The organism is Escherichia sp. KTE96 (genome assembly GCF_000408525.1).
Lineage (GTDB): Bacteria > Pseudomonadota > Gammaproteobacteria > Enterobacterales > Enterobacteriaceae > Escherichia > Escherichia marmotae.
Genome location: NZ_KE137149.1, coordinates 1,037,929 through 1,058,409 on the forward strand (window position 1 = coordinate 1,037,929; position 20,481 = coordinate 1,058,409).

Consider the following 20,481-nt stretch of genomic DNA (forward strand, 5'->3'; position numbering starts at 1 on the left):
GCGGTCACAGCAACTGACTCATTTCTAACGTGTTCGTCTATTTTTGTAGTGCTATAGTAGCCGAAAAACATCTACCTGATTCTGCAAGGATGTACTATGACGGTTCCTACCTATGACAAATTTATTGAACCTGTTCTGCGTTATCTGGCGACAAAACCGGAAGGTGCAGCCGCGCGTGATGTCCATGAGGCTGCCGCGGATGCATTAGGGCTGGATGACAGCCAGCGAGCGAAAGTCATTACCAGCGGACAACTTGTTTATAAAAATCGTGCAGGCTGGGCGCATGACCGTTTAAAACGTGCCGGGTTATCGCAGAGTTTGTCGCGTGGCAAATGGTGCCTAACCCCCGCTGGTTTTGACTGGGTTGCGTCTCATCCCCAGCCAATGACGGAGCAGGAGACGAACCATCTGGCCTTCGATTTTACGAATGTCAAACTCAAGTCACAGCCGGATGCCGTCGATTTAGAGCCAAAAGCCGACACTCCCGATCATGAAGAACTGGCAAAGAGCAGCCCGGACGATCGGTTAGATCAGGCGCTAAAGGAACTTCGTGATGCGGTGGCTGATGAGGTTCTGGAAAACTTATTGCAGGTTTCTCCTTCGCGCTTTGAAGTCATTGTTCTGGATGTTTTGCATCGCCTGGGGTATGGCGGCCACCGTGATGATTTGCAGCGTGTTGGCGGTACTGGAGATGGTGGTATTGATGGCGTAATCTCGCTTGATAAACTGGGCCTGGAGAAAGTTTATGTTCAGGCAAAACGTTGGCAGAACACTGTAGGCAGGCCAGAATTACAGGCGTTTTATGGCGCACTGGCCGGGCAAAAAGCGAAACGTGGAGTTTTTATTACCACTTCTGGATTTACGTCTCAGGCGCGTGACTTTGCCCAATCCGTCGAGGGGATGGTGTTGGTTGATGGGGAACGCCTGGTGCACTTAATGATCGAAAACGAAGTAGGGGTTTCTTCACGTTTGTTGAAGGTGCCGAAACTGGATATGGACTATTTTGAGTGAAAAACCTGGCCGGATGCGCTGTGCTTATCCGGCCTACCAGCCCTTACTTCCTCAACCCCGCAAACGCTGCCCTTATCTCTTCCTCCGGCAACTGGATCCCAATAAACACCATCGTGCTATGCGGTTTTTCATCGCCCCACGGGCGGTCCCAGTCGGCGCTGTAGAGGCGCTGGACGCCCTGGAACAGCAGGCGGTTAGGTTCGCCGTCAATCCACAGCATCCCTTTGTAACGCAGCAGCTTATCTGCCGATTCCAGCAGCAGGTTTTCCATCACCCGGGAAACTTCGCTGATATCTACCGGGTAATCCAGTTCCACCACAATCGACGAAATATCGTTTTGTTTATCCGCGATAAAGTGGAAACGCGGTTTGGTGCTGACAACGTTCTCTTCCAGCATAAAACCGTTGGTGTTGAACAGCAGACCCAGGTCGATGTCGCCGTGAGTGACGGTGTAGACCGGTGCACGGGCGTTGATTCGCGCCAGACGTTCACGCAGTTTTTCTGCTTCGCCTGCGACGTCGGTTTTGGTCAGCAGAATACGGTCGGCGTAGCCAACCTGTGACTGGGCGATAGTGAACTGGTTCATCTGCTCATCGGCATGTACCGCATCCACCAGCGCAATCACGCCGTCCAGCAGGTAACGTTGGCATAAAATCTCATGGGAGAAAAAGGTCTGAATAATCGGGCCGGGATCGGCCATGCCGGTGCATTCAATCACCAGACGGTCGAACTGAATATTGCCCTTGTCGAGATTATCCAGCAGGTCGAGCAGCGCATCTTCCAGTTCGTTGGAGCGGGAACAGCAGATGCAGCCGTTGGTCAGCGTTTTGATCTGCGTGGCGCGGTCGCCAATCAGTTGATCATCGACGGAGACTTCGCCAAATTCGTTTTCAATTACGGCAATCTTATAGCCGTGCTGTTCGTTAAGAATATGGCGTAGCAGGGTGGTTTTGCCCGCGCCTAAAAAACCGGTGAGTAGGGTGACTGCAATCGGGTTCATGCTCTCTCCATTAACAACAGCGCATACCGCCTTTACCATCGCCGCCGTAGCGCGCGTTCTGGCGTTCGCGGAAGAATTCTTCATAGCTCATGTACGGCTTGTCGGGATGGTTGGTCTTCATATGCTCGACGTAGTTGTCGTAGTCTGGAATGCCAATCAACATCTTCGCCGCCTGGCCGAGATATTTTTTTGCCTGTCCTAAGTTACCAAACATTTTGCCTTCCAGATATGCGTAAAGCCCGGAAGAGCCGGGCCGGGGATTTGCCGGATGCGGCGTAAAACGCCTTATCCGGCCTACGATAGACACTTTGTAGGCCGGATACGCGCAGCGCATCCGGCAACCGGTTAGTGATGCGAAGAGATCTTCACGCCGCCTTCCGGGATTGGAACGTACGGCGTTTCTTTGTCAGTACGTTTGTCACTGTTACGCACCTTCAGCCAGGTTTTGAAACCGTAGAAGATGATGCTGTACACCACAATCAGGAACAGAATACTCAGGCCTGCGTTGGTGTAGTTGTTCACAACGATGTGGTTCATGTTGGCAATCTGCTGTGCCGTCAGGTCAGTACCGTTAGCAATCTTCTCTTTGTACTGGTTTGCCATGTAGAAGAAGCCTTCCATCTGCGGGTTGTTGCTGAACAGCTTCAGACCCAGCGCCCAGGTAGTGCAGATAAGCAGCCATACTGCCGGGATAACGGTAACCCAGATGTATTTAGTGCGCTTCATCTTAATCAGCACCACAGTGCTCAGTACCAGCGCCACGGCTGCCAGCATCTGGTTAGAGATACCGAACAGCGGCCACAGGCTCTTAACGCCGCCCAGCGGATCGACCACACCCTGATACAGCAGGTAGCCCCACAGACCCACACAGCCCGCAGTACCGATGATACCGGCAACCAGAGAGTCGGTTTTTTTCAGGAACGGGATGAAGTTGCCCAGCAGGTCTTGCAGCATAAAGCGGCCAGAACGCGTACCGGCATCCAGCGCGGTCAGGATGAACAGTGCTTCGAACAGAATACCGAAGTGATACCAGAAGCCCATGTCAGCCATCGGCAGCACTTTGTGGAACACGTGAGCGATACCTACCGCCAGCGTCGGCGCGCCACCCGCACGGTTCAGGACAGAAGGTTCACCAATGTCTTTCGCAGTTTGCAGGATCTGTTCCGGCGAAATCACGAAGCCCCAGGAACTGACAGTTGCCGCCGCGTGTGCGGTAACATCTTTCAGTTGTGCCATGATGACAGGCACGTTCTCGCCACCCATTTCATGCAGGTTAGGCATGGTGATGCCGAGACCCGCTGGCGGGGTGTTCATTGCGAAGTAAAGACCCGGTTCGATGATGGACGCAGCAACCAGCGCCATAATCGCCACGAAGGACTCCATCAGCATTGCGCCGTAGCCAATGAAACGCGCGTCGGTTTCGTTAGCCAGCAGTTTCGGCGTCGTACCGGAAGAGATCAGCGCGTGGAAGCCAGATACCGCACCACAGGCGATGGTGATGAACAGGAACGGGAACAGAGCGCCTTTCCACAGCGGGCCAGTACCATCAATGTACTGAGTCATCGCAGGCATTTTCAGTTCCGGGTTCAGCACCACGATACCCAGCGCCAGGCCGACGATAACGCCGATTTTCAGGAAGGTTGCCAGATAGTCGCGCGGTGCGAGGATCAACCACACCGGCAGCAGCGCGGAAACAAACGCATAGCCAATCAGCGCGAAGGTAATGGTGGTGTCTTTAAAGGTCAGTGCCGGACCCCAGTAAGGGTCGTGAGCAATCACGCCGCCGAAGTAGATAGAGGCAACCAGCAGCACAATACCAATGACAGAGACTTCACCTACACGCCCCGGACGAATAAAGCGCATGTAGATACCCATAAACAGCGCAATCGGTACGGTTGAGCAAACGGTGAAGACACCCCACGGACTTTCGGCCAGGGCTTTAACCACGATCAGCGCCAGTACCGCCAGGATGATGATCATGATTAAGAAACAGCCAAACAGCGCGATAGTCCCAGGTACTGGCCCCATCTCTTCTTTGATCATCTCACCGAGAGATGCGCCGTTACGGCGAGAAGAGATAAACAGCACCATAAAGTCCTGAACCGCACCGGCCAGCACCACGCCTGCCAGCAGCCACAGCGTGCCCGGCAGGTAGCCCATTTGCGCGGCGAGAACCGGCCCCACCAGCGGACCAGCACCGGCGATAGCGGCGAAGTGGTGACCAAACAACACGTAACGGTTGGTCGGAACATAGTTCAGACCGTCGTTGTTAATAACCGCAGGCGTCGCGCGCGTGGGGTCGAGTTTCATCACCTTCTGGGCGATGTACAGACTGTAGTAGCGATACGCCACCAGATACACCGACACAGAGGCGACCACGATCCACAGGGCACTGACGTGCTCCCCCCGACGTAATGCAACTACCGCGAGGCAGAATGCACCGATGATTCCGAGAATCACCCAGGGTATGTGCTTGAATATCTTTTTAGTATCCATAGTAAAACCTGGCATGTATTGATTAATAGTTGGCCGAAGCCGTTCTAGGTTTGCGTTGCGTTTGAGGAGGTAAATTGACCGCTATCCTGCAGTGATGTTGCCAGAGTTACGCGCGCGTAAAGTAAGGTAAATAACTGAGCGGTTATATTAGGGATGTAAGCGGTCAGTTTTGCAGTTGAGCGGTATTGGGCGAGGTTTACGAAGGTTATTTATGTGATGATGATCACACCCAGGGCGAATTTTATCTCCCGGTTGTGTTACTCATATAAAAATTATATTTATTCTATATATATTAAATAACAATATAAAACCACACTTCCCAACCGGTAATATTGTTTTGGCCAATAATATTAAACTATTGGCAAATATTCTCATGTTCAAAATAGATACAATTAGTGTAAAAAAAATAAGAAAAGAAAATGTACCAATGCGTGGCTATTGTATTTTTGAACAAAAATAAAAAAAGTGAGGTAAATTTAGCCAGTTTAAAGCCGCTACCTATAAAGTTTTCTCATTCCAGGCCGAAAATCCTGCTATCGGTCAACAGGAAAAGAGAAACCATGCTAAAACGTATCAGGATCGTGACCAGTGTACTACTGGTTTTGGCCATTTTCGGCCTTTTACAACTAACATCAGGCGGTCTGTTCTTTAATACCTTAAAGAAGGACAAAGAATACTTCTCCGTTTTACAAACCATTCGCCAGCAGCAATCTACGCTGAATAGCAGTTGGGTTGAGTTGTTGCAGACGCGTAACACCCTCAACCGCGCGGGTATCCGCTACATGATGGATCAGAACAATATTGGCAGTGGTTCAACTGTTGCCGAGCTGATGCAGAGTGCCACTCTTTCACTGAAACAAGCGGAAAAAAACTGGGCAGATTACGAAGCACTACCGCGTAACTCGCGTCAGAGCACAGCGGCTGCTACTGAGATCAAACGCAATTACGATATCTATCACAATGCACTGGCGGAGCTGATCCAGTTGTTAAGTGCGGGCAAAATCAATGCGTTTTTTGACCAACCTACACAGGGATATCAGGACGGGTTCGAAAAGCAGTATATGGCGTATATGCAGCAAAACGATCGTCTCTATGACATCGCCGTCACCGATAATAATGCTTCCTATAACCAGGCAATGTGGGTGCTGGCGTGCGTGCTGATCGTCGTACTGGCGGTGATTTTCGCCGTCTGGTTTGGTATTAAAACGTCGCTGGTGGCACCGATGAATCGCCTGATCGACAGCATTCGCCATATTGCTGGCGGTGATCTGGTGAAATCGATTGAGGTGGACGGTTCCAATGAAGTGGGTCAACTGGCAGAGAGTTTGCGTCATATGCAAAGTGAGCTGGTACGTACCGTAGGCGATGTGCGTAACGGCGCGAATGCTATCTATAGCGGGGCCAGCGAAATCGCCACCGGCAACAATGACCTCTCTTCGCGCACCGAGCAACAGGCTGCTTCGCTGGAAGAGACGGCAGCCAGCATGGAGCAACTGACCGCGACAGTGAAACAAAATGCCGAGAACGCGCGGCAGGCCAGCCATCTGGCATTAAGTGCTTCTGAAACAGCACAACGCGGCGGAAATGTGGTGGATAGCGTGGTACAGACCATGCGTGATATTTCTACCAGTTCGCAGAAAATTGCCGACATTATCAGTGTTATCGACGGCATTGCTTTCCAGACTAATATTCTGGCCTTGAATGCGGCGGTCGAAGCGGCACGCGCGGGTGAACAAGGTCGCGGTTTTGCGGTAGTTGCGGGAGAAGTGCGTAATCTGGCTCAGCGTAGCGCTCAGGCGGCGCGTGAAATTAAGACTCTGATTGAAGACTCGGTTGGCAAAGTGGATGTTGGTTCTACGCTGGTCGAAAGTGCCGGGGAAACGATGGCGGAGATTGTCAGCGCCGTGACCCGCGTGACCGATATTATGGGTGAAATTGCCTCCGCTTCTGATGAGCAGAGTCGTGGTATCGATCAGGTTGGTTTAGCGGTTGTCGAGATGGATCGGGTAACGCAACAGAACGCTGCGCTGGTGGAAGAGTCTGCCGCCGCTGCCGCCGCGCTGGAAGAGCAGGCCAGCCGCCTGACTGAAGCTGTGGCTGTATTTCGTATTCAGCAAGAGCAACAACGTCAGCGCGAAGCGTTGGCAGTAAACAGTGTGGCACCGGTTGCGCCGCGCAAAATTGCCGTTGCCGATAGCGGGGATAACTGGGAGACGTTTTAACACAATGACGCCGGATGAGTGCTTCATCCGGCGTTTTTATCGTTATACCAGGAACAGCGAAATTGCCGGGATATATGTGACCAGCAACAGCATCAGCAGCAGGGCTACCAGCAGTGGCAGAGATTGCTTAAAGAAATTACCTACAGAAACTTGCGTGATATTACACACCAGCAGCATCACGGTGCCCACCGGCGGCGTGAACGCGCCAATCGACAGGTTGAAGATCATGATGATACCGAAATGTACCGGATCGATACCAAAGTGTTCGACCACCGGTTTCAGTAGCGGCACCAGGATCAACAGAATGGCGTTTCCTTCCAGAAACATCCCCAACGTCAAAAGCAATACGTTGATAATCAAAAGGAACATATATTTGTTTTCAGTCAGCGAGGTGACGAAATTCGCCACCGCGACGCCAGCATGTTCCATTGAGAAAATCCAACCCAGGGCGGCGCTGGCCATAATCACCAGCATCACCGACGCCGTGGCGCGTGCGGTTTCACCGAGAGCTTTAACTACGTGGGAAACTTTCATTTCACGGTAGATGAAAAAGCCAATCGCCAGAACGATTAATACCGCTGCGGCACCTGCTTCCGTCGGGGTGAAGATATTCGCCCGAATGCCGCCGACTACGGCAAAAATCAGAAATAGCGCTGGCCACGCCTGACCGAGAGAGAACACCACTTCTTTGCCCGTTGGCCAGCTTTCACGCGAGGGTTTGGCGTTTGTTCTGCGGGCGACGAGGTAGACGGTAAACATCAGCACGACCGCACACAGCAAACCAGGCACCAGTCCGGCGATAAACATTTTGCCGATAGAGACATCCGCAACCAGACCGTAAATAATCAGGGCAATTCCCGGCGGTATGATTGGCGTGACTAACGAACCGCCAGCGGTAATGGCGGCGGCAAAGGCACGGTTGTAACCTTTGCGTTCCATTTCCGGCACCATCATGCGCGATAACATTGCTGCATCTGCAAGGTTAGAGGCACTGACACCGCCCATCATGGTGCTGACGAGAATATTCGCTACGCCCAGACCACCGCGCATTTTCCCCACCAGGACGTTGGCAATTTGTAAAATGCGTTCTGCAATGCCGGTGTAGCTCATTAGCGTACCCAGCAAAATAAAAAACGGAATAGCCAGTAGTGAAGGACTTTGCGTCGGGGCGATTAGCCTCTGGACGGCAATTTCGATCGGCACGCTGGAGAAGAATAAAAAGTAAGCGATGATGCCAATAAACATCGCCAGATAGACCCGAATGTTAAGAAATAAACAGACGATCATTAGCGGGATAATCAATAACCAACTCATTGTTTTTCGTCTCCGCTATGGGGTTGCTTTATATCGGTGATTAACCAGTAAAGGGTATAGAGAGCAGTTGCCAGCGCGCCGACGGGAACCGCCAGATCGATCCAGAACCAGGAAACTTTCAGTATTTGTGTCACTTTAAACTGCGCCATTTCCGCCAGCCGGTAGCCCAGCCAGGCCATATAAAGCAACACGCAGAGGGAGAGAAGGGCGACCAGAACAGCAATCACTCGTCTGATGGTGGCTGGCAGCATATCCATTACAAAAGGGATGGTCAGATGTGCCCGGTCGCGCTCTGCCACGATACCACCTAGCATCACCACCCAAATCATCAGCATCCCGGACATCTCTTCTGTCCACTGAATCGGTTGGCCGATGAAATAGCGCATAAATACTGCTCCAATTGTCATCACAACCAGAACAAACAGCGCAAAGGCAGCGCTAAACTCTGCCAGTTTGCCGAAAAAACGCATGAAACCTCCTGTAAGGGCTTGTCCTGCTTTTGTGAAAAAAGCAGGACGATTAGCATCGATACTTATTTCAGTTGTTGTTGAATGGTTTCATAGAGGCCAGGTGTCCACTCCGGGAACTGTGAGTAAACTTCGCGGGCTTTCTTACGGAATGGTTCGGTATCAGGATAGATAACCTCTACACCTTCAGCTTGCATGGCTTTCAGCATTTCAGCATCGCGCTCAAGAGTGAGCTTCTGGCTATAGAGCCCAGCTTCATAACCAGTCTGGTGAATCATTTCCAGTTGTTCCGGGGAGAGGGTGCTAAAGAAAGCTTCGCCACCAATCCAGACGGAGGTGTTGGTAAGGTAATTCACCATCGTCAGGTATTTCGCCTGCTCATAGAGTTTTTGTCCTTGCAGAACAGAAATCGGGTTTTCCACTCCGTCAATAACGCCCTGGGTTAACGCAGGATAAACTTCACCTAATGGCATTGGCGTTGGGGTTGCTCCCATCGCCTGAATAGCTTTTATCTGCATGACATTATTAGGCACACGGATTTTTAATCCCGCGAGGTCTTCAACTGTGCGGATAGGTTTTTTAGAAATGATCTGCCGGGTGCCATAAAGATAATTATTCATAACCACATGAATACCTTTTTTCTTCAGGCTTTCATTTTTCTGCTTGAACCAGTCACTTTCATATATTTTGAACAGTTTTTGCGGATCGTCGGTTAAATAGGGGCCAAACAGAATGCCCAAATCTGGTTCATAATCAGCGAGGAATGCGACATCACTCAGGGTAATAACATTCATCCCCATCATGGCTTGTTCAGTCACATCCTGTTTTGATCCCAATTGGGAACTGGGGTAAAGCGCCAGTGTTATTTCACCACCACTTTTTTTATTCAACAGATCCGCCCAGTGGCGCATGACAACATCCAGTGGTTCGCCGGGGTTATTTTCATAGGCAACTTTTATCGAAATCGGTTTTGCCTGAATTATTGTCGGCAGAAAAAGGGTGCTGACAGTAATTAGCATTGCTATTATTTTACTCATCTTCCACGTACTCCATGTTATAGAATAAATAACTCCAACATTACTATCTGGAGAGAAACATCATGAAAAAGTTGTCGTCTGTGCGAAAATAATCAGCGAATAGACTGACTGCTGCAAATGTTTCGTGAATTCGTGCTCCTGGTATGACTTTGCTGCTTTTAATCGGTTTTTAATATGATTTTTATTGTATATCCTTAAGTTATGCAATGTCTGATGAGTAATGGTCTGTTTTCAGATAGATAAGCATTTTTTTAGTATGCGTGTAGTTAGCGTATTTGTTGCGATTTTATAAGGCGGCGACAGGCTATTTCACATAAGGAGTGATTGTTTTTATTTTATAATCTGCTGATAATTATTTAAATTGATAATATAAACAGAATAAATTTTCGGTTGACGGTGTATAGCGATATCCTTTAAATTTGTTAAATGCTGAATTGATTCATTTTTGTCAGTTATGTTATCGCCGGGTATTAAAAATGAGAGGTTATTCATATCTGGTTGAAATGTTTGAGTAAAAAAGTTTTTCTGTTGCGTATGCATGAGGAGGGTAGATCATAACCATTCACACCATGAATAAACAAAAGAAAAATAATAAGTTGCATTTCTTAATATACTCTCGTGAGTAAATGTTGCGATTAACGATTAATTGTAAGTAATAGATTGGATGTTATTCTTATGAAGTTAGGTTAGTTATATCCATTATTTATGCATGAGGATGCGGAGTAATTATATGGAAATACTTTTAACGATTTTAATTCTTACTCTGGTTGTTTCATTAACCAGTGTGCTGACACGTCTGTCTCCCATCCAGATTCCACTTCCTTTAATCCAGATTGCTGCCGGTGCATTACTGGCTCAGCCCATTTTTGGTTTATATGTGGAATTTAATCCTGAACTTTTCCTGTTATTGTTTATTCCACCGTTGTTGTTTGCTGAAAGTTCAAAAATACAACCTAAAGAGTTGATCAAACACAGTCGGGAAATCGTAGGTCTGGCGCTGATCCTGGTCTTAATCACTATTTTTGCCGTCGGCTACGTTATTCATTTACTGTTACCGAATGTTCCGCTTATTGCGGCGTTTGCATTGGCTGCGGTGTTGTCGCCAACGGATGCTGTCGCATTGTTGGGGATCGTCGGTAAAGGACGAATCAACAAAAGCATTCAGGAAGTGCTTGAAGGCGAAGCATTAATGAATGATGCCTCCGGTTTGGTGGCGTTGAAGTTTGCTGTCGCAGTGACTATGGGGACGATGGAATTTAGCGTGTATGGTGCGACTATCGCCTTTTTTGTCGTGGCAGTGGGCGGTATTGCCGTTGGGATCGCCGTTACCTGGTTATATGGTAAAGGACTGTTGTTGATCAGCCGTTACGCTCACGATGAGCCTTCAATCCAGATCGTGTTGATGTTGCTGCTGCCGTTTATTGTTTATCTGGTGGCGGAGCATTTTGGTTTATCCGGCATCCTCGCCGCTGTTGCCGCAGGGCTAACGACCAGCCGTATTGGCGTCGTGCATCATGCGCCTATACGACTGAGAATTAAGGCGAAAAGCTCCTGGTCAATGCTGGAATATGTCTTCAACGGCATGGTATTTTTGATTCTGGGCTTGCAGCTTCCGGCCATCATTTCGGAATCACTGACCCGCGCACAACACGATCCCTTAGTGCAAACCTGGTCGCTGGTGCTGGATATTGTGTGGATCTACCTTGCATTGATGGTTATGCGCTTTGGTTGGCTATGGTTGATGCGTCTGTACAGCCGCAGGCGGAAAAGTAATCATCCAATGCTGTTTGCCGGATACAAAACACGCCACTTGTTGTTAGCGACTTTTGCTGGCGTTCGTGGGGCTATAACTCTTGCGGGGGTGCTTTCTATACCGTTATTACTGCCCGATGGTGAACCGTTCCCTGGGCGCTATTTGCTGGTGTTTCTCGCTACCGGGGTGATCCTCTTTTCGTTGCTGTGCGGCATTATCATTCTGCCGCTGTTATTGGGGAAAAATGTTAGCCTGTTTAGCGATAACCGGCAGAAAGAAGAGATCGCCGCCGATTTGTTTATGTCTAAAATGGCTATCCTGAGCGTGCAAAAAACTCAGCAACGTTTGCTTGGTGCCAGCACGGAAAACCTCGATAATGAATTAATTATGGAAACCGGGGCCAGAATTATCGATTATATGCGGCGTAATGATGATGATATGTCGGCAAACGATAATTCGTTGCATATGCAACGGACAAAACTGGAAAGAACATTTAATCTGGCGGCGCTGAATGCCAAACGTGCAGCTATTTATCAAATGCGAGCAAGGCAAGAAGTGTGTGATGAAACACTGGCTAAAATTGTCAGTGAATTAGATGTACTGGAAGCATTAATTATGGACAGCCAATAATTTTATTGTTGTTTAATCAATAAATGATGGCTGAGTGTTGTTAACTCAGCATCGTTTATTATTGGCTTGATTTTTATGCCGTGATATAAACTCGGAATAGTAGTTTTTAATCTGTACTTAATTTAACGATGATGCTGTTTGACTGAGCGAATCATCGATTGCCTGGCGGTATCGAGATGATTACGCAGCGCGAGTACGGCATCTAAATCACTGCGGCAAATTAGCGCGCTAAGAATCGTCATATGCTCATCAATGGCAATAATATTACGTTGTTTCAGATCGCTTTCATCCCACTGATAATGACAGTGAAAAATCACCGATATAATTTCAAGTGTTTGATTAAAAAAGATGTTGTCAGCCGCAGATAGCAGCATGGCATGAAAATCGCGGTCTAACTGCGAAAACATACGAAAATTACTGCCAATGCTGTCACGCAGTGTCCGGTGGCGTTCGAGCAGTGTTTTTGCCTGTAACCAGCGTGAATCATCATCTGGCAAATTCAGAAAGTGCTGTAACGCGTGTGTTTCCAGCATCTCCCGCAGTTCAAACAGTTGTTCGGCATAAGACTGATCGAACTGCTTCATGCTCCACTGCCCGCGTTTTTCGCTCTGAATCAGACCATAGCGGCCAAATTTTAAAAGGTATTCTCGTACTACGACCGGGCTGACGCCTGCCGTCCGCGCCAGTTGCAGCTCGGAAAAACTCTCTCCGGCGCGTAGCTGACGCTGGTTAATCATGGTGAAAAATGCCTGCTCGAAAATGTAGTTTTGCTCTGTCAGCGAGACTGTGATGCAATCGAAACCATCGTTCTGTTCGGGTTTGCGGGCGACAACATAATCCTTCCCCACCTGGGTGAGCACGCCGCATGCGCTTAAATGCTGGAGTATGTGGCGTACCGTGGTGCGGCTAATGTTATACATTTCTGCCAGCCCACTTTGTGAAGGGAGTGGGGATGGAATATTTCCCCGCGCCATATCTTCAATCACCTGGTTTATGACGTTATGACGTAAATTCTGTGAACGACTCATTGTTCCCTCCAGTACGGCATTAAAAACCGATTTAAAACATTTTTATGCGTGATCATCCGCATATTTCATGGGCAAATTCAGTCGCTCTTATAAATTCGACGATATCTGGGAGTAATAAAATAAAAGGAGCAGTGAATCATGTCTACAATGAAAGTCTTAATTTGTCAGAAAATAAAGAGTTTAGTCTGGAAAATCCGGGAAAGGCCGGTGGCAGGCGACGATGAAGCACTAATTAAAATTAAAGCTGTCGGAATTTGTGGTACAGATATTCATGCCTGGGCGGGTAATCAGCCATTTTTTAGCTACCCACGTGTTTTAGGTCATGAAATATGTGGGGAGATTATTGATGCAGGGAAAAATATTCACAATTTTAATATTGGGCAGCAAGTTGCAGTAATTCCGTATATCTCTTGTCAGCAGTGTCCTGCGTGTAAAAGTGGTCGCACCAACTGCTGTGAAAGAATTTCAGTCATTGGTGTGCATCAGGATGGTGGTTTTAGTGAGTATCTGGCAGTGCCTGCGGCTAATTTGCTACCCGCAGACGGCATTGACCCGCAGGCGGCTGCGTTGATTGAACCTTTCGCCATTAGCGCTCATGCGGTACGTCGTGCGGCAGTTGCGCCCGGCGAGCAGGTGCTGGTGGTCGGTGCGGGGCCAATCGGTCTGGGCGCGGCGGCAATCGCTAAAGCTGATGGTGCACAGGTGGTAGTGGCAGATACCAGTCCGACTCGCCGTGAGCATGTAGCAACGCGTCTGGAACTGCCGGTGCTGGATCCTTCAGCAGAGGATTTTGATGACCAGTTGCGGGCGCAATTTGGTGGTTCTTTGGCGCAGAAAGTGATCGACGCGACGGGTAATCAACATGCGATGAATAACACAGTTAATCTGATTCGCCACGGCGGCACGGTGGTATTTGTCGGCCTGTTTAAAGGCGAGTTGCAATTCTCTGACCCGGAGTTCCATAAAAAAGAAACCACAATGATGGGTAGCCGCAACGCCACGCCGGAAGATTTCGCGAAAGTCGGGAGATTGATGGCGGAAGGGAAAATCACGGCTGACATGATGTTAACCCATCGCTATCCGTTCGCCACGCTGGCGGAAATCTATGAGCGCGATGTAATTAACAACCCTGAGTTGATTAAGGGCGTTATTACTTTCTGATAATCGGATATTGGTAAAGTTGCCATGCAGCGCTCGGGGACGTGTTGGGCGCTGTTTTTTTACGTTTCAATAATATACCGCAGGACGGATAAGGCGTTCACGCCGCATCCGGCAGTTGTGTGCCGATGCCTGATGCGACGCTTGCGCGTCTTATCCGAACTACAACCAGGCAATATTATTACCCTTCACGCTCAACCACTTTGATTTCCACCATACCAATGCCGAGCTTACGCGGCGAGTGGCCGAGAATGTTCCCTTCGTTGGTTGCGACAGGTTCCGGTGGAACAATCACCAGCGTATCGGCATCGGTTGGGTTATCGAAATGCAGCGTATTGGTGGTCACTTCATTACCCAGCACGATGGTTTGTTCTTCATTGCCTACGCGTACCGGAATGGGGCGGTCGGCGTTATTACCATAGGCTTTGGCGGTGATCACCAGGTCAAATTTCTTCGGCAGCGGATGTTTGTACTCGATTTTCACTTCATCGCCTAACTGCGCGTTTGACCAGCGTCCCCAGGATTCCGGGCGGGAAATTCCACTGAACTGTTTCACCTCTTCCGGCGCACCAGCGACGTTAAAGATGAAACTGTCTGCTTTGTAGCGAATATCGTTATCGACAATTTTCAGCGTATCAACATTCTCTTTGTAGCGTTTCATGTCGATGACCGTGTCTTTAAACGCTGTTTTGCCTTTCCATTCAGGATTATCAACATGCTGCACAATTTGTTGTCCGCCAAGTTGACCTTGTGAGACGCACCAGTCGGTGGAGAGCGCCAGTTCCGGTGCCCACAGTTGCGCCATCTTGTAACAGCGGTCAACCCAGACGAAATTGTCTCGTGGGGCGAAATCAGCTAACTGGAAACGCAGAGGTGCGGAGTATTCACTTTCTGGCAGAGGCTCCACGCGTTTATCTGACACGCGTAACAGCAGTGGCAGGCGGAAGTGGCTTCCTGAGAATGCGATCATGTTTTTGTTCTGATCAATGGTGAACGTTTTCATCTCGGTAGGGAATTTCCACAAGCGGATGATATCCGGCTTCCACGCCAGCACTTTCTCTTTAATGTTGAGGAACACTTCTGATATTGACTGACCAGACAGGCTGCTGCGTCCGAGACCGAGGAAGTTATCGCCTCCGAGAATATCCAGCACGGTAGCGCCGTTATCCATCGTGTTACGCTTCACTGCCAGCGTCTCTTGCTGCGGTTTGTCGCCACGGATGACAAAAAACAGGTTGTTGCGATCCTGTTTGTTCAGGTATTTCCACGCGGTGTTGTTCATCGCCAGATGGTCGGAAGAGACCACTATAACGGTATCTTTAAACCACGGAGAGGCTTTGATTTTGTTGATAAACGCCGCGATGTTCTCCTGGCTACAACTTACCGCGCTGAATGACTGGTTCGGTTTTCCGTCAAAATCATATTTTTTGCGGTTACAGGTACGTGAGATAAAACCATCCGGGTGATGGGTATCGACCGTCAGAGTAAACAGCGAAAACCGTTGGCCGGAGCGAGACAGTTCTTCAAATTTTTTCCATGCTTCGTCCAGCACCGTATCGTCGTAGAATCCCCAGTCGTTGCGATAATGCGGGTCTGCCACCACGCTTTTCAGTTCTTCCGAACCGTACAAATGGTCGAAGCCGTGTGATTTCAGGAACACATCTTTACCCGCAAAACGCAGGTTGGCTCCCTGCACGAAATAGTTCTGATAACCGGAATTTTTCAGGATATCGCCCAGACAGATGTTCTGTGGGAAGAAGCTGGAAACGGATGCAGAGGCGTTGCCTTCAAACGGGGCAAACAGCGGAATGCCACACTGGGAGGCTACCATGCCAGCAATTGTGTAATCGGTTCCCGGCAGTTGCTGCGTATGGCTGAAATCCAGCCCTTCATTTTTTAGCGCCCCCAGTTCTGGCGTGAGATCCGGGAAAGCGTCGTTGTCAAAATAAGTTCGTTCGAGGCTTTCTCCGTAGATATAAACCAGGTTGAGTTTGGGGGAGGGGATGGTTTTTGACGGCTCTTTATAATAAGCCGCAAAGTCCGGATCGCCGTCGCGCGATTGGGATTTCACCAGTTCTGTTATCTGACGAAATGCCGGGCTGGCATCCACTGAACCCAGCGCCAGCAAGAGTGCCAAAAGGCTGTAACCAAAATGGTGAGGATGATGTCGGCGGCGGCGAAGGATCCATCCCAGCGCGCCGAACACCGCCGTCAGTGCCAGCACAATGCCGATGCCTGGCAGGATATATTTGCTGACGCCTGCACCGGTCAGGCTGTTGGTTAAGGTATAGAGCACCGCGTCGTTAATACCATCGCCAGTAAAATAGTCGCTGGCAAACAGGGTAATATTTAAAACGACAAATAGCCCCAGCACCGTTAACGTGGCTGCAAACCACCAGGTGTTACGTCCCGCTTTCCATGCGTAGATCAGCACAGAGGCGAGAAACAGGGCGAAAGAGAGTAGTTCTGACAACGGGCGATCCTCACTAAACCAGGCCGTGTAGCCGATGTTTAAGATTTTTTGAGAAACACAATGTAATGGCGCTGCCATATTGCTGCAATTCTAGTGTCAAAAAAATGCGATGTTGTTAGGAATTAGTTTATAAACAGGCTTTTTTATTCAAGGTCGCGTCCCGCATAGCGGGGGATGAAAGCGTGAGAAGCGGGAAAAAGAGAAGGGGAGAGCCGCGCCAGCCGATTAACAGTTAAAACGCGGCATTATACAGAACAGATCAGGAGATAAAGTTCAGGCCTTGCTTTAATACCAGATCGCAGGCTTTGGTTTTCACTTTCTCCGCCAGCGGAGTGGTGCCGATGTTATCCAGATTAAGCTGCTGACCATCTTTGGTTTTCAGCAAACCCTGAATGCCATCCAGATAGTTGGTGTCTTCTTTCTGTTCTTCGCTGTTCAGGCCCAGCTTCTCCAGTACCTGATTTTTGATGTTTTCCGCGTCGGTCACTGAAGCCAGCTTTTGTTTCGCGCAATATTGCAGAATACCTGCGGCATTGTTCATATTGTCTGCGCTTAACGCCTGGTTGCCGCTGCTAAGCAGACTCGTTAATGAAGAGAGCGACCAACCACCTTCCTGTGTGGTGCTGCTCTGGTTGCTTAACTCGCTGGCGGCGCTGGAAAGCGCATCTTTCCAGGAAGCGGCATGTGTCCCGGCGGAAATGAATGCGGTGGTGACAATTGCACAGCACAGAAGGTGTTTAACAGTTTTCATCATCATTACTCATAATGGAATTTTGTCGCAGTATAACGCCGGAAATGGGGATTAATACTCTTTACCCGTTACCCGACTACGATAACTGTCCCAGTTGAAGATCACCCACAGGCTGTTGCCCAGGCGCATACGATCCATAACGCGTTCGCCCAGCAATTTCGTCATCTCCTCCATATTGCTGTTGGTCAGCATCCCGGTCGGGCGTTTGGAAGAAGAACGACGATCGACGATCTGGTTGATGATCACTTTTTCGTATTTCGATTCGGTCTGTACACCGATCTCGTCGATCACCAGCAGATCAACGTTGCTCAGATCGTTGAGCAGTTGCTCTTCGCTGGTGCCGCTATTTCTGAAAGTATCTTTCATCGCTGACATAATATCGGCAACAGTAATAATCAATACCGATTTGCCGCGTAGCAGTAGTTCGTTGCAGATCGCTGCCGCCAGGTGGTTTTTACCGGTTCCAGGCTTGCCAGAAAAGATAAAGCTGGCGATGTTGCCGTCGAACTCGTCGACATACTGGCGCGCTTTGCTCAACGCATTCATCTGCCCTTCGCATTCAACACGATAGTTCTCAAAGGAGCAGTTCTGATGCAGCGGACGAATGCCGGAGCGGTTAAAGGTGCGCTGCATTTTCATTGCCCGGTTCTCGCGCTCCAGAGCGGCGGCGCGGAGCGCTCCTTGTTCTTTCTGCCACGCCAGAAGCTCTTCACCCGTTTTGAAGGCGGGTTTGATATGGGCAGGCATCATTTTTTGCAGACGTTGCATCAGGTCGCCAACGTTTTTCATCGTTACCCTCTGAATCCCGGTGGAATTTGGCTGTCAGGTTCGCTGACTGTGTTCACATCTCGTTTCGGCAGTCCGCCATTGCTGGCACGACCAATTTGCAGACTGCGCGCCAGTTTTTGTTGCCATTGCACATGATGAAAGACTTTGCCTTCCGCCTGCCAGTAGGCAATGAATGAGGCCAGTTCTTCGGCGGTGGCGGGTTCTCTTAGCGCCACGCCCCATAATGCGGCCAGGCGAGTAAAATCAGCATCTGGCCGCCAGTCCGGGTACATGGCGAATTTTCCCATCGGTACGGCAACTGGGGGAGTTTGCGGTTCCTGATAGAGTTGATCGTCCAGAGCGACATCGCTTCCTGGACGTGTCAGCTTTTCTTCCAGCGCCAGCAGTTCAGCAAGACGTGAGGGCGTGACGGCATAAAACGCCGGAGCGTTGTTAGCAAATACGGCAACCATACCGCCTTCAGCTTTTGCCAGAACGGTCTGGTGATCGTGTACCAGGGCGTCAATACCAACGACGTCCGGGGTCAAAACTCTGGAAGACATACTGTTTCTCAATATGGAACGATGAACGAGAAGGGAGATTACTTTTATAGTAACACACGGATGAAAGGAGGCTGTCTCTCATCCGTGTGCTTTAAGCGAGGCAATTTTATACGCGAGGGCGCTTGCGGTACAACCATAATCCAGGAATGGAAAGGCCGATGGATAACGCGCCAACAATTGATGATGCCGTAAGAAAGTTGGTTAACAGGGTAATCATCAACGGCTCGCTGTAACCTAACTGGCTGATTTTTACGGCTGAAATCATTGCTGTATAAGCAGAGATACCGGGAAACATAGGGATAACGGCTGCCACGGTAAAGACTTTCGGATGCGCCAGATACCAGCGTGACCATTGAATACCAATGGTGCCGACCAGCATGGATGCCATAAAGGTTGACCATTCAATATTCAGCCCGGTATTCATTAAGATCATTCGAGAGCCATGACCAATCGCGCCAAGCAGTGCACACCAGCGTAACGCCCGAACCGGCACATTGAATACCATCGCAAAGCCGACTGCAGGAATTGCCGCGAGGATCATATCCTGCACTAGTGCTAAGAGAAATTCGATCACACCCATCCGCGTAGTCCCCAAATCGTGAGTGCCATCACCACGCCAACGCAGGTAGCCAACGTCAATAGGCTGGCAATCGCCCAGCGTGCCAGCCCGGTATTGATGTGCCCTTTAAACATATCAGCGACGGCATTAATCAACGGAAAGCCCGGCACCAGCAGCAGAACGCTGGCAGCCATCGCGATTGTTGGCGTATTGCTGAAGGCAGGGAGTTGTAAAAGCAAACCAGAAATCGTGGTGGCGGCAAATGCGGTGATGCAAAAGTTTATCTGAGGGTGGAGATGACGTTGCGCCAGTAGCTGACGGATATACATTGCGACCGTGCTGGCAAAGAAGGTGATGACGGCACCATCCCAGCCACCTTTATTGAGCTTACAGAAACAGGCGCATGACAGACCAACCATCAAGGCGACCAGCCATCTCGGGTAACGTAAGGGTTGAATCTGGCTAAAACGTTTCTCCACGCCTTTGTAATCCAGCAGGTGATGCTCCGCCAGAATCACAATATGCTGAACTTCCGTCACTACATGCATATTAATGCCGCGATCGTGATTTTTGCGCGTAGATGTCAGGCATTGCCCATCTTTAATGGTAGTAAGCACAATGGCGTTCGAAGAGATAGAACTTTCGACGCAGTCCATTCCCAACGCCCGACCCAGTCGCGAGGAAAGCTCATCAACTAACGCGCTTTCCGCTCCATGTTGCAAAAGAAATAATCCACACTGGATACAAAGCCGTGTTACGGCCCGCTGTTGCTCAGTCTGCATAACTCGTCCTTTGTCATAGACGTGCTGCGTATTGTTCAAATAATAAGACCCCATTTGTATCATGAAGAGCGGTTGTTTTGGGGTAGGTTAAGATCAAAATTGCGCTGATTAGTCCTGGTTGACGGGTGAAGTTCAGTGGCGAAAAGCGAATTTTTTATCGCTGCAAAAAAATTATCATATGAATATTATAATTATAATGAATTTATAATTTGTCTCTTACGGATTAGAGTAATGGATGGCCGTTCGTGCTTTTGAATTTTAAACAGATAAAATCATCAGATTTTACTGATTTTTTTTGTATAAATGCTGAAGAGATGTTTTTTGTTCGATGGGAAGGCGGTATTTTAATTATATCTTAAACTAATGGAATTCCAGGGTTTCCATTAAGTATTTCTAACAAGTTAATTTAGTTATTTTAAATGTCTCCAGGCTATTTCACCAGGTTATCATTTGATGCTAACCTTCTGAC

At 49.1% G+C, this 20,481-nt stretch carries 17 protein-coding genes; 4 read left to right on the forward strand and 13 right to left on the reverse strand.

What is annotated here, in order from left to right; all coding sequences use genetic code 11:
- Nucleotides 1-96 precede the first annotated feature (96 nt).
- Nucleotides 97-1,011 carry an adenine/cytosine-specific restriction endonuclease Mrr gene (gene mrr, locus A1WG_RS09465; protein ID WP_001517695.1) on the forward strand — a complete coding sequence of 305 codons (915 nt, stop codon included), beginning with the start codon at nucleotides 97-99 and terminating at the stop codon, nucleotides 1,009-1,011.
- A gap of 43 nt (nucleotides 1,012-1,054) precedes the next feature.
- Here the strand turns inward: mrr and yjiA are convergent, their stop codons facing one another.
- The 3 genes from yjiA to btsT all read right to left on the reverse strand — a co-directional run bounded on the left by yjiA (nucleotide 1,055) and on the right by btsT (nucleotide 4,507).
- Entirely contained in the window at nucleotides 1,055-2,011 is a 957-nt protein-coding gene (yjiA, locus tag A1WG_RS09460) for a GTPase (RefSeq protein ID WP_001297640.1), read from the reverse strand.
- A 10-nt stretch (nucleotides 2,012-2,021) separates the two neighbouring features.
- Nucleotides 2,022-2,225 carry a YbdD/YjiX family protein gene (locus tag A1WG_RS09455; protein WP_000467859.1) on the reverse strand — a complete coding sequence of 68 codons (204 nt, stop codon included), beginning with the start codon at nucleotides 2,223-2,225 and terminating at the stop codon, nucleotides 2,022-2,024.
- A 131-nt stretch (nucleotides 2,226-2,356) separates the two neighbouring features.
- Nucleotides 2,357-4,507, reverse strand: coding sequence for a pyruvate/proton symporter BtsT (btsT, locus tag A1WG_RS09450; protein WP_001517696.1), 2,151 nt, complete (start codon nucleotides 4,505-4,507; stop codon nucleotides 2,357-2,359).
- A gap of 560 nt (nucleotides 4,508-5,067) precedes the next feature.
- Here btsT and tsr point away from each other — a divergent pair.
- A complete protein-coding gene (tsr, locus tag A1WG_RS09445) occupies nucleotides 5,068-6,729 on the forward strand; it encodes a methyl-accepting chemotaxis protein (RefSeq protein ID WP_001468479.1) in 1,662 nt (553 codons plus the stop codon).
- A 42-nt stretch (nucleotides 6,730-6,771) separates the two neighbouring features.
- Here tsr and A1WG_RS09440 read toward each other — a convergent pair whose 3' ends face one another.
- From A1WG_RS09440 to A1WG_RS09430, 3 genes are all read right to left on the reverse strand, one after another.
- On the reverse strand, nucleotides 6,772-8,043 hold the full coding sequence (locus A1WG_RS09440; protein WP_000118645.1) for a TRAP transporter large permease: 1,272 nt from the start codon (nucleotides 8,041-8,043) through the stop codon (nucleotides 6,772-6,774).
- Nucleotides 8,040-8,513, reverse strand: coding sequence for a TRAP transporter small permease (locus A1WG_RS09435; protein ID WP_001210260.1), 474 nt, complete (start codon nucleotides 8,511-8,513; stop codon nucleotides 8,040-8,042). Before A1WG_RS09435 ends, A1WG_RS09440 begins: the two co-directional genes overlap by 4 nt.
- Before the next feature lie 62 nt (nucleotides 8,514-8,575).
- Nucleotides 8,576-9,547 carry a C4-dicarboxylate TRAP transporter substrate-binding protein gene (locus tag A1WG_RS09430; RefSeq protein ID WP_001468480.1) on the reverse strand — a complete coding sequence of 324 codons (972 nt, stop codon included), beginning with the start codon at nucleotides 9,545-9,547 and terminating at the stop codon, nucleotides 8,576-8,578.
- Between the two features lie 730 nt (nucleotides 9,548-10,277).
- Here A1WG_RS09430 and A1WG_RS09425 point away from each other — a divergent pair.
- Nucleotides 10,278-11,930 (forward strand): Na+/H+ antiporter, encoded by a 1,653-nt coding sequence (locus tag A1WG_RS09425; RefSeq protein WP_001517697.1) that lies wholly within the window; start codon nucleotides 10,278-10,280, stop codon nucleotides 11,928-11,930.
- A 122-nt stretch (nucleotides 11,931-12,052) separates the two neighbouring features.
- Here the strand turns inward: A1WG_RS09425 and A1WG_RS09420 are convergent, their stop codons facing one another.
- Nucleotides 12,053-12,958 carry a GntR family transcriptional regulator gene (locus tag A1WG_RS09420; protein WP_000091590.1) on the reverse strand — a complete coding sequence of 302 codons (906 nt, stop codon included), beginning with the start codon at nucleotides 12,956-12,958 and terminating at the stop codon, nucleotides 12,053-12,055.
- A gap of 138 nt (nucleotides 12,959-13,096) precedes the next feature.
- Here A1WG_RS09420 and A1WG_RS09415 point away from each other — a divergent pair, with 138 nt between their 5' ends.
- Nucleotides 13,097-14,119, forward strand: a complete 1,023-nt coding sequence (locus A1WG_RS09415) for a zinc-binding alcohol dehydrogenase family protein (protein WP_000106014.1) — start codon at nucleotides 13,097-13,099, stop codon at nucleotides 14,117-14,119.
- 178 nt (nucleotides 14,120-14,297) lie between these two features.
- Here the strand turns inward: A1WG_RS09415 and opgB are convergent, their stop codons facing one another.
- From opgB to A1WG_RS09385, 6 genes are all read right to left on the reverse strand, one after another.
- Complete coding sequence (gene opgB / locus A1WG_RS09410) at nucleotides 14,298-16,589, reverse strand: phosphatidylglycerol--membrane-oligosaccharide glycerophosphotransferase (RefSeq protein ID WP_024191939.1); 2,292 nt, start codon at nucleotides 16,587-16,589, stop codon at nucleotides 14,298-14,300.
- A 259-nt stretch (nucleotides 16,590-16,848) separates the two neighbouring features.
- On the reverse strand, nucleotides 16,849-17,343 hold the full coding sequence (gene yjjA, locus A1WG_RS09405) for a DUF2501 domain-containing protein YjjA (protein ID WP_001517700.1): 495 nt from the start codon (nucleotides 17,341-17,343) through the stop codon (nucleotides 16,849-16,851).
- 48 nt (nucleotides 17,344-17,391) lie between these two features.
- Nucleotides 17,392-18,129 carry a replicative helicase loader DnaC gene (dnaC, locus tag A1WG_RS09400; protein WP_001468484.1) on the reverse strand — a complete coding sequence of 246 codons (738 nt, stop codon included), beginning with the start codon at nucleotides 18,127-18,129 and terminating at the stop codon, nucleotides 17,392-17,394.
- 2 nt (nucleotides 18,130-18,131) lie between these two features.
- On the reverse strand, nucleotides 18,132-18,671 hold the full coding sequence (dnaT, locus tag A1WG_RS09395; protein ID WP_001468485.1) for a primosomal protein DnaT: 540 nt from the start codon (nucleotides 18,669-18,671) through the stop codon (nucleotides 18,132-18,134).
- Nucleotides 18,672-18,777: 106 nt separating this feature from the next.
- Nucleotides 18,778-19,251: a threonine/serine exporter gene (locus A1WG_RS09390; RefSeq protein ID WP_000538195.1), complete on the reverse strand. Its 474-nt coding sequence runs from the start codon at nucleotides 19,249-19,251 to the stop codon at nucleotides 18,778-18,780.
- Nucleotides 19,242-20,012 (reverse strand): threonine/serine exporter family protein, encoded by a 771-nt coding sequence (locus tag A1WG_RS09385; RefSeq protein ID WP_001468486.1) that lies wholly within the window; start codon nucleotides 20,010-20,012, stop codon nucleotides 19,242-19,244. Before A1WG_RS09385 ends, A1WG_RS09390 begins: the two co-directional genes overlap by 10 nt.
- Nucleotides 20,013-20,481: the final 469 nt, after the last annotated feature.